Raw genomic sequence first — 14,960 nt, forward strand, 5'->3', positions numbered from 1 at the left:
GCAGTATATGATTGACGAGATGCAGGCAACGATAGATGCACAGTCTGCTGCCTTGGAAGAAGAGAAGAAAAGACACGAAGAAGAGCAGAAAAGAAACAAAGAAGAAAATAATAAGCTGCAGGAGCTGATTGCCGCTCAGGCTGCCGCGCTTGATAAGGCTATGAAGCGGATAGAAGAACTGGAAAGAAAAAATGGTTCTGAACCCGTAAAATAAGCCGCCGCAGTGTGTGGTGGAAGCTGATGTTTCCTGCAGGATGCGGGATATCAGGCTCAAAGGAGCGCAGCCGTGAACGAGGTGCAGGCGATTTACATTTAAAAAACTATAAAGAGCAGCATCCAGACTCTGCGTGACATGCGGGTAGGGATGCTGTTTCTTTTTTTGACCTTTTGTTTGCCTGAATATAAAGAACTGCAAAAACTACTGATAACAGGGTTAAAATATATAACCATGGCGAGGGGAGGCCATGGCGCGGAGCACATCCTTGGTTGAAAATGGGATCCTTTTGTGCTATTCTTATGTAAGTATTACGCTTAAATATCCATTTTTCAAAAAGAAAAGAGGAAATGATATGGCAACTTTAAAAACATTACTTGAGAATCTGGATGTCACGGTGGTAAGAGGCCGGCTGGAGCTGGATATTACCGATGTGGTTTATGACTCCAGGAAAATTACAAAGGGATGTCTGTTTATTTGTATAGAAGGAGCTAATTTTGACGGGCACAGCGCAGCGGCGCAGGCAGTAGAGCAGGGAGCTGCGGCTCTTGTGGTGCAGAGGCCTGTTAAGGTGCCGGAGGATGCGCAGGTGGCCATTGTGCAGGTGGAGAGCACGCGGTATGCCATGGCGTTTATTTCGGCGGCCTGGTTCGGGCATCCGGCAGAGAAGATGAAGACTATCGGGATTACCGGGACGAAGGGAAAGACGACCTCAGCTTATCTGGTAAAGTCGATTCTGGAGAATACCGGCCTTAAGGTGGGGCTTATCGGTACAATAGAAGCAATTATCGGCGATAAGCATATTCCTGCTGAGAATACCACGCCGGAGTCCTATATTCTGCAGAGCTATCTGGCGCAGATGGCTGAGGCCGGCTGTGATGCGGTGGTGATGGAGGTTTCTTCCCAGGCGCTGATGCAGCACAGAAGCCAGGGATTTGTATTTGACTTCGGTATTTTTACCAATATAGAGCCGGATCATATCGGGCCTAATGAGCATGGCAGCTTTGAAGAATATATGCGCTGCAAGGGAATGCTTTTCAGGCAGTGCCGCGTGGGAATTGCCAACCGGGACGACAGTCATTGGGAGCAGGTTATGGAAGGGCATACGTGCAGGCTGGAAACCTACGGGCTGTCTGAAGAGGCGGATCTGCGGGCTGAAGGAATGCGGCTGACCAACAGGAACGGGCATCTGGGCGTGGCGTTTCAGGTTAAGGGGCTTATGGATTTTGACGCTGAGATAGCTATGCCGGGACGGTTCAGCGTATATAATGCGCTGACGGCCATCGCTATCTGCCGTCATTTCGGCGTCCCTGTGGAGGCGGTGAAGAAGGCGCTGCGGGAAGCGCGTGTAAAGGGCAGGATTGAGCTGGTGAAGGTATCGGATGAATTTACCCTGCTGATTGATTACGCCCATAATGCCATGGCGCTGGAAAGCCTGCTCACCACGCTGAAGGAGTATGACCACGGCAGGCTGGTATGTGTATTCGGCTGCGGAGGCAACCGTTCCAGGCTGCGCCGTTATGAAATGGGGGAGGTGAGTGGGAGACTGGCGGATTTAACCGTAATTACCTCAGATAATCCCCGTTTTGAGGAGCCTCAGGCTATCATTGACGATATCAAGACGGGAATTGCCAAAACGGATGGGAAGTATATCGAAATTTGTGACAGAAAAGAAGCGATTGCCTATGCGATTGACAACGGACAGCCGGGAGATATTATCGTGCTGGCAGGCAAGGGGCATGAGGATTATCAGGAGATCCGGGGAGTGAAGCACCCCATGGATGAAAGAGTGCTGATTGCGCAGATACTGAAGGAGAGAGGGATTTCCTTCTGATGGAGGGATACATGCAGGGCAGATTTGCAAATATTATAGTGGATATTTCCCATGAAAAAGTGGATCGCCCGTTTCAGTACCGTATTCCGGAGGCGCTGCTGGGGCTTCCGGAGCCGGGGATGAAGGTCAGAATACCCTTCGGCAGCGGCAATAAGCTGCGCACAGGCTATATTATAGAAATAACGGATGAGCCGGAATTTGACGTTTCACGGCTGAAGGAAATTGACTCTGTAATTGAAGAAGGAGTTCAGGTGGAAAGCAGGCTGATCCGCCTGGCCTTCTGGATGAAGGAGCATTACGGTTCCACCATGATTAACGCGCTGAAAACGGTTTTGCCGGTGCGCCAGAAGCTGAAGCAGCAGGAAAAAAAGGAAATCTGCCTCCGGGTGGGGAAAGAGGAAGCCCGGGCGGAGATGCTTCAATGTGAAAGGAAGCATCAGGGAGCCAAGGCCCGCGTCCTGCGGGAGCTGATAGCGGAGGAACGGCTGCCCCAGACGCTGGTGGCGAGGAAGCTGAATATTTCTCCCGCCACCTTCCGCAGTCTTCAGGAGGCAGGGCTGATTGACATTAACAGCGTGCCCTATTACCGGAATCCGGTAAAGCTGGATGCGCAGCGGGAGGCCGGCCACCACCTGAGTGAACGGCAGCAGTTCGTTGTGGACAGCGTGCTGAAGGATTATGACGACGGCATCCGGCAGACCTATCTGCTCCGGGGAATCACCGGAAGCGGGAAAACGGAGGTCTACATGGAGCTGATAGCGCAGATGATTCAGAGGGGCCGCCAGGCCGTTATGCTGATTCCGGAAATAGCGCTGACCTACCAGACAGTGCTCCGTTTTTATAAAAGATTCGGGGATCGTGTGTCCGTGATGAATTCCACGCTGTCCCCCGGGGAAAAATATGATCAGTGCGAGCGGGCCAGAAAAGGGGAAATTGATGTGATCATCGGTCCCCGTTCCGCGTTGTTTACACCGTTCCCGGATATCGGGATCATTATTATAGATGAAGAGCATGAAAACAGCTATAAAAGCGAAACCATGCCGAAATACCATGCCAGGGAAACGGCGGAGGAGCTTGCGGTGCTTCATGGGGCAAGCGTTTTTTTAGGCTCCGCAACGCCCTCGCTGGAGAGCTTCTACCGGGCAAAGCAGGGAAAATACAGGCTGTTTACCCTAAATGAACGTCTCACGGGAGGCGTGCTCCCCACCGTGTATGTGGAGGATTTAAGGCAGGAGCTTAAAAACGGCAACCGTTCCATTTTTTCCAAAAGGCTGCAGGAACTTCTGGAGGACCGGCTGGGAAGGGGAGAGCAGAGCATGCTCTTTTTGAACCGTAGGGGTTACGCCGGTTTTGTATCCTGCCGGATGTGCGGGCATGTGATGAAATGTCCCCATTGTGACGTTTCTTTGTCCGAGCACAGAAACGGGACGCTGGTCTGCCATTACTGCGGCTTCACCCAGCCTGCCGTGAAGCTGTGTCCGGAATGCGGTTCCAAATATATACTGGGTTTTCGGGCCGGTACGGAGCAAATCGAGGAACAGCTGCATAAGCTGTATCCGGACAAAAAAGTCCTCCGCATGGATGCGGATACCACGAAAACAAAGGACAGCTATGAAAAAATCCTGTCCGCATTTTCCGCGGGAGAAGCCGATATCCTGGTGGGAACACAGATGATTGTCAAGGGGCATGATTTCCCCAATGTGACGCTTATGGGAATTCTGGCGGCGGATATGTCGCTTTCCGTGAATGATTACCGCGCGGGGGAGCGGACCTTTCAGCTGCTGACCCAGGCGGCGGGAAGGGCAGGCAGGGGAACCAGGCCGGGAGAGGTGGTCATACAGACCTATCAGCCGGAGCATTACAGCATTCTGCATGCGGCGGCGCAGGATTATGAAGGCTTTTATGAAGAGGAAATTCTTTACCGGCAGCTGCTTTCCTATCCGCCGGTTTCTCATATCCTGGCGGTGCAGGTAACCTCCGCTGCCCAGGAAGGCGGCGAAGTGCTGGCGGGGCAATTGAAGCGGCTCTGTGAGGGCGCGCCGGAGGGACGGGAGGAGAAAACGATCATTATCGGTCCCGCGCCGGCATTTATCGGCAGAATTAATGATATTTTCCGTTATGTGCTTTATGTGAAAAATCCGGATTATGAGGTTTTAATCCGTCTGAAGAACAGAATGGAGCATTTTTTGAAGGAAGAGGATCGGAAGGACGAGAGTGTGCAGTTCGATTTCGATCCCATGTCATCCTTTTAATTATAGCAAAAGAAGAAAGGTGGAAAAGAAAAATGGCTATCAGGAATATAAGAATTATGGGAGATCCGATTCTTGAAAAGGTCTGCAAGGAAGTGAAGGAGGTGACGCCCCGGACGCAGGAGCTGATTGACGATATGCTGGAAACGATGTATGATGCCAACGGTGTGGGTCTTGCGGCGCCGCAGGTAGGCATTCTCAAAAGAATCGTTGTAATCGATGTTACGGGAGAGGATCCGATTGTACTCATCAATCCCCGCATTCTGGAAACAAGCGGAGAGCAGACCGGCGGGGAAGGCTGTCTTAGCCTGCCGGGGAAAAGCGGTACGGTAACCAGGCCCAACTATGTGAAGGTAAGGGCTTACGACAGAAACATGAAGCCCTTTGAAATGGAAGGTACAGAGCTGCTTGCCAGAGCCTTCTGCCATGAAATCGACCATCTGGACGGCCACATGTATGTGGAGAAGGTGGAGGGTGAGCTTACGGATGTGGAAGAAGTGGAAGAATAGGGGCCGCGGAGACATTTTCGGGTTTTTGTTAAATTATGGTTCGTAACTGTTGGGCACCCTCACAGTTACCACGGTTCACAGATCAGGAAAGGCAGGCATCATGAAAGTAGTATTTATGGGAACTCCCGATTTTTCCGTGGGAGCATTGGAAGCGATATGGAAGGCCGGACATGAGATAACCGCTGTGGTGACACAGCCGGATAAGCCTAAGGGAAGAGGCGGTAAGCTGCAGATGAGCCCTGTCAAGGAGTTTGCTGTTTCCCGGGGATTACCCGTTTTTCAGCCGGTTAGAATCAAAAGGCCGGAGGCAGTGGAGCAGCTGAAAACCTATGAAGCGGACATTTTTGTCGTGGCCGCTTTCGGACAGATCCTTTCTCAGGAAATATTGGACATGCCACGTTTCGGGTGCGTGAATATTCATGCCTCCCTGCTGCCCAGATACCGCGGCTCGTCGCCGATCCAGTGGGCGCTCATCAATGGGGACAAGATGACCGGAGTAACCATCATGCAGATGGATGCGGGCGTGGACACAGGCGACATGCTTATGAAATCAGAGGTGGAAATCGCGCCCTCTGACACCTATGCGAGTCTTAGCGACAAGCTGGCGCAGGCGGGAGCACAGATGATTATCCCTGCGCTTGCCGCGATAGAAAAGGGAGAGGTCACGCCGACTCCCCAGGACGATTCCTTAAGCTGCCATGTGGGCATGATCGACAAAAATATGGGCAAAATTGATTTTTCCAGATCGGCTGAGGAAATAGACCGGCTGATTCGTGGATTAAATCCCTGGCCCAGTGCGTATACTTTCTATAAGGGAAAAACGCTTAAAATATGGGAAGCCTTCCCTGTGCAGGAAAGTGCGGACGGGGAACCGGGAAGCATTCAAAGGACAGAAAAGGACGCCGTATATATCAATACGGGAAATGGCGTCCTTAAGGTAACGCAGCTGCAGCTGGAAGGGAAGAAACGCATGCTGGTAAGGGATTTCCTTCTGGGCTGCAGAATAGAAAAAGGAGAAATGCTGGGATGTTAGGATATGGTTATTATTTTGATCCAACTTATTTTCTGGTGATTATCGGCGCTGTGCTCTCTATCTGGGCAAGCGCCAGAGTCAACAATACGTTCAGCAAATATTCCAGGGTGCGCAGCATGACCGGAATGACGGGTGCGGAAGCGGCCAGGATGATACTGAACTACAACGGTCTGGGAGATGTGCAGGTGGAACACGTCAGCGGAAGCCTGACCGATCATTATGACCCCAGGACAAGAGTGCTGCGGCTTTCGGATTCCACCTATGCCTCCGGAAGCGTGGCGGCAATCGGCGTGGCGGCTCACGAATGCGGCCATGCGGTGCAGCATAAGGAAGGTTATGTGCCGCTGAAAATCAGGGGCGCACTTGTGCCGGTAGCCAACTTCGGATCCATGCTGGGTCTGCCTATCGTGGTTTTAGGCCTGGTATTTGGACTGAGCTATACGTTTATCCAGATAGGAATCTGGATTTTTGCGGCTTCTGTTTTGTTCCAGATAGTGACGCTGCCCGTGGAATTCAATGCCTCGGGACGGGCACTGAAAATGCTTCAGGGATATAATATCCTGACGGAGGAGGAGACGGGATACTGCAGAAAGGTGCTGGGCGCGGCAGCGCTTACCTATGTTGCGGCAGCGGCTTCTTCCATCCTGCAGCTGCTGAGGCTTTTGCTTCTGTCCGGCGGAAGAAGAGACCGGGATTAAGATAAATAGTAATTGTTCAGGACGTTCCGGTTCCCTTATGGCCGGTAACGGGGAAACGCCGGGGAGGCTTTGCGGAGCCTTCACAGGAGAGGATTGGAATACGGATGAAAACGGAAAATGGAGTCAATACAAGAGGCCTTGTGCTGGATATGCTTCTGGAGCTTGAGAGAGGCGGCGAATATGGTAATCTTCTGTTGAAAAATGTACTGGATAAATACGATTATCTGGACGGCAGGGACAAAGCCTTTATCAAGCGTCTTACGGAGGGTGTTTTGGAGCGGCGCATCCAGCTGGATTATGTGCTGGGGCAGTTTTCAAAGACACCCGTAAACAAATGTAAGCCGCTGATCCGCTGCCTTCTCAGAATGGGCGCCTACCAGATTCTTTTTATGGATAATATTCCTGATTCCGCTGCCTGCAATGAGGCGGTAAAGCTTGCGGAGAGCAGGCATTTCCATCAGCTGAAAGGTTTTGTCAACGGCGTCCTGCGTAGCATTTCCCGCGGAAAGGATACGCTGGCGTGGCCGGATCGGGAAAGGGAGGCTGTCAAGTATTTTTCCGTGATGTATTCCATGCCGGAATGGATCGTGCGGATGTGGCTGGCCGATTATGGCGGGAAAGTCACGGAACGTATGCTGCAGGCGCTTTTAGAGCCGCGGCCTGTGACCATACGGCTTTCGCAACGGATTTCCGCGCAGGAAAAAGAGGCCCTGCTTACGGCGCTGGAGGAATGCGGCGCGCATCCTGTGGTGCATCCCTACCTGGACTATGCCTATACCCTGGGCAAAACTGAAGGGATTGCTTCGCTTCCGGGCTTTGATAAGGGGCAGTTTGCCGTACAGGACGTGAGCAGTATGCTGGTGACGGAATGCGCCCTTGCCGGACGGGACAGCACGCAATTCCTGCTGGATGTGTGTGCCGCGCCGGGCGGAAAGGCCATCCATGCGGCAGACAGACTGTATGGCTCAGGACGCGTACAGGCGCGGGATATTTCCGGTTATAAAGCGGGACTAATTCAGGAGAATGCCCGCAGGATGGGGCTTGAAAACCTGGAGGTCCGTATTTGGGACGCCACGGTGCCGGATGAGAGCATGAAGGAAAAAGCGGATGTGGTGCTGGCGGATCTGCCTTGCTCCGGGCTAGGAGTTATCGGCAGAAAACCGGATATCAAATACCGGGTGACGCCGGAGAGCCTGCAGGAGGTTGCGGCACTGCAAAGGCGTATCCTGGCCAATGCTGCCATGTATGTTAAACCCGGCGGGCGGCTGGTTTACAGCACATGTACTATTAATAAGGCGGAAAATGAAGAACAGACGGCCTGGTTTGCTTCCCATTTTCCCTTTACCCTGCAGAGCCTTAACAACGGGCTGCCGGAAGCATGCCGGAATGCGGAAACGGAAGCGGGAATGTGTCAGCTTCTTCCGGGAATCCATGCGGCGGACGGTTTTTTTATCGCATGCTTTGTCAGGAAAGAGTAAGGAGCGTTTTTTGACGGCTGTGCACATCTGATGTGCAGGCCGCAGAAATAAATGAGTAAAAACAAAGGAATCGGTGGAAACATTGAACATACGGACAGATATCAAATCCATGACGCTTACGGAACTGAAAAAGGAATTGGAGCAGGTTGGAGAGAAAAGCTTCCGCGCAGCCCAGCTGTATGACTGGATGCACTGCAAGCTGGCTGCAGGTTATGATGAAATGACCAACCTGCCTCTGTCTTTGCGCAGTAAGCTGAAGGAAAATTACCCCTACACCAGCCTGCTGCCCATCGAGGTTCAGGAATCCCGGCTGGACGGCACAAAGAAATTCCTGTTCGGCCTGGCTGACGGAAATGTGGTGGAAAGCGTATGGATGAAATATAAACATGGGAATTCGGTGTGTATTTCTTCCCAGGTGGGCTGTAAAATGGGCTGCCGCTTCTGTGCTTCCACATTGGATGGCTGGGAAAGAAACCTGCTTCCTTCGGAAATGCTGGATCAGATTTACACCATCAGCAGGCTGACAGGGGAACGGGTTTCCAATGTGGTGGTCATGGGTACCGGGGAACCGATGGATAATTACGACAACCTGCTCACCTTCATCCGTATACTTACAGAGGAGCACGGGCTCCATATCAGCCAGCGCAACATCACCGTTTCCACCTGCGGCATTGTGCCGAAGATGAAAGAGCTGGCGGAGGAAAAGCTGCAGATTACCCTGGCGCTTTCCCTGCATGCCACCACGGATGAAAAGCGCAGAAAGCTTATGCCGATAGCCAATACCTGGCATCTGGATGAATTGATGGAGGCCTGCGCATACTATTTTGAAAAAACAGGCAGAAGGATTACCTTTGAGTACAGTCTGGTAGGCGGTGTGAACGATTCGCTGGAGGACGCAGCCCAGCTGTCCGCGCTGGCAGGCCGCCTTAATGCCCACGTGAACCTCATCCCTGTAAACCCCATAAAGGAGCGGGATTACAGGCAGTCCGGGCAGTCTGAAATCCTTGCCTTTAAAAATAAACTTGAAAAAAACAAAATTAATGTTACTATTAGAAGGGAAATGGGCAGAGATATTGACGGTGCCTGCGGCCAGCTGCGGCGGCGTCATATGTCTGGTGATAAGGAGAGGGAAGTTTAAGTGAAGGCGTTTTCTATCACCGATATCGGTAAGAAAAGACAACTGAATCAGGATCATATTTATGCCTCCCTGGAACCTGTCGGGAACCTGCCGAATATTTTTCTGGTGGCGGACGGTATGGGCGGCCATAAGGCGGGCGGCTATGCTTCCAGCTGTGCGGTGGAAACCATACTGGAGGGCATCCGTGAGTCGGAAAGCAGCGACCCGGAGGAGATTCTTACGGAAGCCATTCAGAAGGCAAATGAAGTGATTGAAAGGCGGGCCGGGGAGGATGAGCGCCTTTCCGGTATGGGAACCACTGTAGTTGCCGCCTGCTGGGATGGGAAAGAACTCCATACAGCCAACGTGGGCGACAGCAGGCTCTATGTGGTGAACGGCGGAATTGAGCAGATTACCGAGGACCATTCCCTTGTGCAGGAGATGGTCCGGGTAGGCGGCATCAATAAAGAAGAAGCCAGGAGCCATCCGAATAAAAATATAATTACGCGGGCGGTGGGGCTGGAGCGGTATCTGCGTGTGGACTGCTTCCGAAGAACCCTGGAACCCGGAAATATTGTCCTGCTGTGCTCCGACGGACTGACGGATATGCTGGAGGATGCGGAAATCTACCGGATCCTTGCCGGCGAAGGCAGTCTCCAGGATAAGGCCGTGGCTTTGGTGCAGGCGGCCAATGACAGTGGCGGCAGGGATAATATTGCGGTAATCGTGATCGATCCGTTTTTATAAAAAGCGGCGGAAACACGCGGGCCCGGCGGACATTAGCAGGTTGGCCCTGTCCGGGCAATGTATTTTACCTGCCGGGGAAACGGGATTTTCCGGGCAGGCAGGAGGACTGGAATGATTAAAATTGGAATGATACTGGGAGAGAGATATGAAATCCTGGAAAAGATAGGCACCGGCGGCATGTCGGATGTGTATAAAGCCAAATGCCATAAGCTGAACCGATATGTGGCTGTGAAGGTTTTAAAACAGGAATTCAGTGAAAATTCAAACTTCGTATCGAAGTTCAGAGTGGAGGCCCAGGCTGCTGCGAGCCTGATGCATCCCAATATCGTAAACGTATATGATGTGGGTGAGGACAACGGCATCCATTTTATTGTAATGGAACTGGTGGAAGGAATTACCCTTAAGAAATATATTGAGAAAAAAGCGCGTCTTTCCGTAAAAGAAGCAGTCAGTATAGCCATTCAGGCGTGTATGGGCATCGAGGCAGCCCACAATAACCATATCATTCACAGGGACATCAAGCCTCAGAACATCATTATTTCAAAAGAGGGAAAAGTAAAAGTTACAGATTTCGGTATTGCAAAGGCGGCAACCAGCAATACCATCACTTCCAATGTCATGGGAAGCGTCCACTATACCTCGCCGGAGCAGGCAAGGGGCGGCTACAGTGATGAGAAGAGCGATATCTATTCCATGGGTATCACTTTATTTGAAATGCTCACGGGACGCGTACCTTTTAACGGGGACACAACGGTGGCAATCGCCATTAAACATATACAGGAGCCCATGCCCTCGCCCAGGGATTTCGTACCGGAGATCCCTGTAAGCGTGGAACAGATCGTGCTCAAATGCACCCAGAAGAGCCCGGACCGCAGATACCAGTCCATGAGCGCTCTTATTGAGGATTTAAAAAAATCCCTGATTTCGCCGGACGAGGATTTTGTCCGGGTGATCGATCCCGAGGCCAATGCGGCGACGCGTATGATCTCCAGGGATGATATGGATCAGATTAAAAAGCAGTCCAAGAAACCGTCACATACGGAGGAAATCCGTCTGAAAAAGAATTCCGCCAGGCCGGCCCCTGTATCGAACAAAGGCGGCAGCGGGAAAAAGAAGCCGGTCTCCTCTTATGAACCGGAGCCTGAGGACGATGATGAGGAAGAGGAATATGAATCCCGTATGGAAAAGGTGACCACAGTGCTGGCGGTCATCGGCGCTATCCTTATCGGCTGCGTGGTGATTTTCCTGGTGGGAAGGGCTATTGGAATCTTTGATTTTTCTTCCCCGGAAAAAGACGGCGTTATAAAAATGATCGAAGTGGCCGGAATGCAGGAAGACGAGGCGAAGCAGAAGCTTGTCAAAATGGGCCTGGATCCCACGGTGGAGTATGTTCAGGACGACAGCGTCGCGGAAGGCACGGTAATCGGTTCAGATGTGAAAAAGGGGACCCAGCTGGAAGCCGGGGCTAAGGTAGTGCTTAAGGTAAGCGGCTCACAGTCCGGTGTCATTGTGCCTGATATATATAATAAAACGCTGGCGGAGGCTGTTGCTTCGCTGGAGGGAGAAGGCTTTTCAACGGAAAAGAAAGAGGGCTATTCCGATACTGTACCAAAGGGCAATGTTATGAGCCAGAAGCCGGAAGCCGGAACGAGTGCGGAAAGAGGCAGTACGGTAACAATAACCATCAGCCAGGGACCGCAGGAAAGCAAGGTGCAGGTGCCGGATGTGCTTGGCATGCTGCCTGATGAAGGGAAGAGTACGCTGGAGGCTGCCGGTCTGACGGTACGGAACGTAACGGAGGTCAATGATGATGATGAGACGATGATAGGCAAAATCATCAGGCTGAGTTATTCCGTGGGAACGGAGGTGGAGCCGGGGACTGCGATAGATATTTATGTGAGCAAGGGACCGGAAGCGACCTATATGTTTGCGGAGAATATAGAAAGCCCTGCGCTGGAGGACCCTCAGTATGTGGAAGGGACGCCCTGCGTGCTTGTTGTGACCACTGCGTCCGGCAAGGAACTGTCAAGGCTCTCCGTCGCATCCTTCCCCACTCCTTTGAATCTGTTTGATATCAAGGATGAGAGCACGGGAGTGCTTACCATAATTTATAACGTCACCCTGGAGTCCGTAACAACAACGGATCCTGCCACAGGAGAAACCAAAGTCGTGCCCGGCGGCGTGGAGGAGAGAACAATCCAGAGGCCGCTGCAGTTTATCAGGAAAGAATCTTAAGTGCATGAGGGGAAGAATAGTCAGAGGAATCGCCGGTTTTTATTATGTGCAGACCGGCAGCAGGATTTATGAATGCAAGGCCAAAGGGATTTTCCGGAAGGATAAGAAAAAACCCCTTCCGGGGGATTATGTGGAAATAGATATTCTGGATGAGGTCTCGCTGACCGCTAATATCAGCGCTATTTTGCCCAGGACGAATGAACTCATCCGCCCTGCGGTGGCGAATGTGGATCTGGCGCTGGTCATTATGGCGGCGGCCAGCCCGGCCCCGAACCTGAACCTGCTGGACCGGTTTCTGGTTACCATGGAGCAGCAGCGGGTAAACTGCTGTGTCTGCTTCAATAAGCAGGATTTGGTGGATGAACAGACAAAGGACAGGCTTCGGGAAAGCTACAGGAATACGGGGTATCCGGTGCTGTTTACAAGCGCCAGACAGGAGGAGGGGCTTTTGGAGCTTCGGAAGGTCCTTTCGGGCCGTACAACCACGGTGGCCGGGCCCTCCGGTGTGGGGAAATCCTCACTGATCAATTGCCTGCAGAGCCATACTTCCATGGAAACGGGCGAGATCAGCAGCAAAATCGAAAGAGGAAAGCACACCACCAGACATTCCGAGCTGATCTGCGTCAGTGAGGGAACTTATATCGTGGATACCCCCGGGTTCAGTTCGATTGAGCTTTATGGAATGGAGAAGGAAGAGCTGCAGGATTATTTCCCGGATTTTGCCCCCTGGGAGCCGGAATGCCGCTTTGCAGGCTGCGCCCACGTAAAGGAGCGCGACTGCGGCGTGAAACGGGCCCTGGAGCGGGGAGAGATCAGCGCAAGCAGATATGAAAATTACTGCCAGCTCTATGAAGAGTTGAAGGGGCACAGGAAATATTGAGGTACGACGATGTGGCGGATGTCTTCTGCCACATCGGTGTCTCACGGTTTGCGCAGTGAATGGGAAAACCTTTCTGGACTGTTGTTACTGTTCACTCCGTGACCAGTAACTGCATAAATCCACTAAAAATTGCCTGCGGCAATGGGATTTATGCACTCTTGAATCACTTTCTTACGTACTGTGCAGTAAATGCACAGTACTGTGTGAACAGTAACGGACTGTTATCGTTTTCATAAAAAAATGAAAAAGGGCGCTTGATTTCTCAAGCGCCCTAATGTATAATTTACTCAGAAAGGTGGTCGGAAACGAAGTTCCGATTGCCCTCAGTAGTTTAATAATTTATTAAAGAAATAGCATCTTACTTTCTGAGGGTGAGGATGCTATTTCTTTTTGTCAATATGATTGTCTATGTAAGACAAAGCCGCGAAAACAACAAGTAAAAGTGTAAGAACTTCTATTGTGTTCATAGGGCATCCCTCCTTTAAGATTAGAGGGCATCTGACATCGGAAAATCGCATCCGCTTTCTTTTTAATTATACGAGAAGATTATATCAGACAGCAGACAGATATTCAATAATAAAAACGTTACCGGGCGAAAAATAGTTATTTCAAAAAAACGGACTATGTGGTATAATCTTATGCTGAGGTATCTAATGTATACGACAAAAAGAGTGTTGAGAATAGTGAAAGGCAGGAACCCTTGAAAAGCAAGGTTTTCCAGACAGGTATAAGTAAAAATGAAATTAGGTATTGTAGGACTTCCCAATGTAGGAAAAAGTACGTTGTTCAATTCCCTGACCAAGGCTGGTGCGGAATCGGCCAATTATCCCTTCTGTACCATTGATCCCAATGTAGGAATCGTAACGGTGCCTGATGAGCGGCTGAAGCTGCTGGGAGATATGTATCATTCCAAAAAAGTGACTCCTGCAGTGATTGAATTCGTGGACATCGCCGGTCTGGTAAAGGGTGCCTCCAAAGGGGAGGGATTGGGAAATCAGTTCCTCAGTAACATCAGGGAAGTGGACGCTATTGTTCATGTGGTGCGCTGCTTTGAGGATCCCAACGTAGTCCATGTAGATGGGACCATCAATCCTCTGCGCGATATTGAGACGATTAATCTGGAACTGATTTTTTCTGATATTGAAATTCTGGAAAGAAGAATTGCCAAAGTAGGCAAGCAGGCCAGAATGGATAAAACGGCTGCCAAGGAAGCGGCGCTTCTGGAACGGGTGAAGGCTCTGCTGGAGGATGGAAAGCTGGCGATGGCCTTCCAGCCGGAGGATGAGGACGAAGAGGTGATTTTTGCCTCCCTGAATCTGCTTACTGCCAAACCGGTTATTTATGCGGCCAATGTTTCCGAGGAGGACCTGGCAGATGACGGCGCACAGAATGCCGGCGTGGCTGAGGTGAGGAAATATGCGGCAGAAAGCGGAAGCGAGGTTTTCGTTATCTGCGCACAGATAGAAGAGGAGATCTCCGAACTGGAGGATGACGAAAAGGAGATGTTCCTGGAGGATTTGGGCCTGAAGGAATCCGGTCTGGACAAGCTGGTTAAGGCGAGCTATCATCTTCTGGGACTCATCAGCTTCCTGACCTCCGGTGAGGATGAGACAAGGGCCTGGACGATTAAAATCGGTACGAAAGCACCTCAGGCAGCGGGTAAGATACATACCGATTTTGAAAGAGGTTTTATCAAGGCCGAGGTGGTAAATTACAAGGATCTTTTAGAGCAGGGCTCTCTGGCAGCGGCCAGGGAAAAAGGCCTGGTCCGCATGGAAGGCAAGGATTATGTGGTACAGGATGGGGATACGATTCTGTTCCGCTTCAATGTATAAGATAATCAGCTGGAGAAAACGGCCGGGAAATAAAAAACGAATGAAAGTATAAAACATTAACAGTTCAGTAATCGGAGCTGTTACAGCCATCAGAACGGTTATTATATTAAAAGCGCCGCCCGGAAACGGGA

At 51.2% G+C, this 14,960-nt stretch carries 12 protein-coding genes; all 12 read left to right on the plus strand.

Features of this window, described 5'->3' with window-relative positions; all coding sequences use genetic code 11:
• On the plus strand, positions 1-214 hold a 214-nt coding region (locus tag HMPREF1548_RS30145), incomplete at its 5' end, for a hypothetical protein (RefSeq protein ID WP_021639083.1).
• Positions 215-569: 355 nt separating this feature from the next.
• Positions 570-2,048 (plus strand): UDP-N-acetylmuramoyl-L-alanyl-D-glutamate--2,6-diaminopimelate ligase, encoded by a 1,479-nt coding sequence (locus HMPREF1548_RS23160; RefSeq protein WP_035323583.1) that lies wholly within the window; start codon positions 570-572, stop codon positions 2,046-2,048.
• 11 nt (positions 2,049-2,059) lie between these two features.
• Entirely contained in the window at positions 2,060-4,300 is a 2,241-nt protein-coding gene (gene priA, locus HMPREF1548_RS23165) for a replication restart helicase PriA (protein WP_035323585.1), read from the plus strand.
• Between the two features lie 32 nt (positions 4,301-4,332).
• Positions 4,333-4,806 carry a peptide deformylase gene (gene def, locus HMPREF1548_RS23170; RefSeq protein ID WP_021639087.1) on the plus strand — a complete coding sequence of 158 codons (474 nt, stop codon included), beginning with the start codon at positions 4,333-4,335 and terminating at the stop codon, positions 4,804-4,806.
• Between the two features lie 100 nt (positions 4,807-4,906).
• A complete protein-coding gene (gene fmt, locus HMPREF1548_RS23175) occupies positions 4,907-5,839 on the plus strand; it encodes a methionyl-tRNA formyltransferase (protein WP_021639088.1) in 933 nt (310 codons plus the stop codon).
• Complete coding sequence (locus HMPREF1548_RS23180) at positions 5,833-6,537, plus strand: zinc metallopeptidase (protein WP_021639089.1); 705 nt, start codon at positions 5,833-5,835, stop codon at positions 6,535-6,537. Before fmt ends, HMPREF1548_RS23180 begins: the two co-directional genes overlap by 7 nt.
• A 104-nt stretch (positions 6,538-6,641) precedes the next feature.
• Complete coding sequence (gene rsmB, locus HMPREF1548_RS23185) at positions 6,642-8,015, plus strand: 16S rRNA (cytosine(967)-C(5))-methyltransferase RsmB (protein ID WP_021639090.1); 1,374 nt, start codon at positions 6,642-6,644, stop codon at positions 8,013-8,015.
• An 88-nt stretch (positions 8,016-8,103) separates the two neighbouring features.
• On the plus strand, positions 8,104-9,153 hold the full coding sequence (gene rlmN / locus HMPREF1548_RS23190; RefSeq protein WP_502690645.1) for a dual-specificity RNA methyltransferase RlmN: 1,050 nt from the start codon (positions 8,104-8,106) through the stop codon (positions 9,151-9,153).
• The gene (locus tag HMPREF1548_RS23195; RefSeq protein WP_021639092.1) at positions 9,154-9,879 is read left to right on the plus strand and encodes a Stp1/IreP family PP2C-type Ser/Thr phosphatase; all 726 of its coding nucleotides are present in this window, start codon (positions 9,154-9,156) and stop codon (positions 9,877-9,879) included.
• Between the two features lie 111 nt (positions 9,880-9,990).
• Positions 9,991-12,114, plus strand: a complete 2,124-nt coding sequence (gene pknB, locus HMPREF1548_RS23200; RefSeq protein ID WP_021639093.1) for a Stk1 family PASTA domain-containing Ser/Thr kinase — start codon at positions 9,991-9,993, stop codon at positions 12,112-12,114.
• A gap of 4 nt (positions 12,115-12,118) precedes the next feature.
• Positions 12,119-12,994 carry a ribosome small subunit-dependent GTPase A gene (gene rsgA, locus HMPREF1548_RS23205; protein ID WP_021639094.1) on the plus strand — a complete coding sequence of 292 codons (876 nt, stop codon included), beginning with the start codon at positions 12,119-12,121 and terminating at the stop codon, positions 12,992-12,994.
• Positions 12,995-13,731: 737 nt separating this feature from the next.
• On the plus strand, positions 13,732-14,829 hold the full coding sequence (gene ychF, locus HMPREF1548_RS23210; protein ID WP_021639098.1) for a redox-regulated ATPase YchF: 1,098 nt from the start codon (positions 13,732-13,734) through the stop codon (positions 14,827-14,829).
• The last annotated feature ends 131 nt before the right edge of the window (positions 14,830-14,960 follow it).

Source organism: Clostridium sp. KLE 1755 (genome assembly GCF_000466465.2).
Lineage (GTDB): Bacteria > Bacillota > Clostridia > Lachnospirales > Lachnospiraceae > Eisenbergiella > Eisenbergiella porci.

Excerpts from the sequence above, each read along its gene's own strand:
- def (WP_021639087.1), top strand. The coding sequence starts at position 4,333 with ATGGCTATCAGGAATATAAGAATTATGGGAGATCCGATTCTTGAAAAG.
- pknB (WP_021639093.1), top strand. The coding sequence starts at position 9,991 with ATGATTAAAATTGGAATGATACTGGGAGAGAGATATGAAATCCTGGAA.
- rsgA (WP_021639094.1), top strand. The coding sequence starts at position 12,119 with ATGAGGGGAAGAATAGTCAGAGGAATCGCCGGTTTTTATTATGTGCAG.
- HMPREF1548_RS23180 (WP_021639089.1), top strand. The coding sequence starts at position 5,833 with ATGTTAGGATATGGTTATTATTTTGATCCAACTTATTTTCTGGTGATT.
- rsmB (WP_021639090.1), top strand. The coding sequence starts at position 6,642 with ATGAAAACGGAAAATGGAGTCAATACAAGAGGCCTTGTGCTGGATATG.
- priA (WP_035323585.1), top strand. The coding sequence starts at position 2,060 with ATGCAGGGCAGATTTGCAAATATTATAGTGGATATTTCCCATGAAAAA.
- HMPREF1548_RS23160 (WP_035323583.1), top strand. The coding sequence starts at position 570 with ATGGCAACTTTAAAAACATTACTTGAGAATCTGGATGTCACGGTGGTA.
- ychF (WP_021639098.1), top strand. The coding sequence starts at position 13,732 with ATGAAATTAGGTATTGTAGGACTTCCCAATGTAGGAAAAAGTACGTTG.
- fmt (WP_021639088.1), top strand. The coding sequence starts at position 4,907 with ATGAAAGTAGTATTTATGGGAACTCCCGATTTTTCCGTGGGAGCATTG.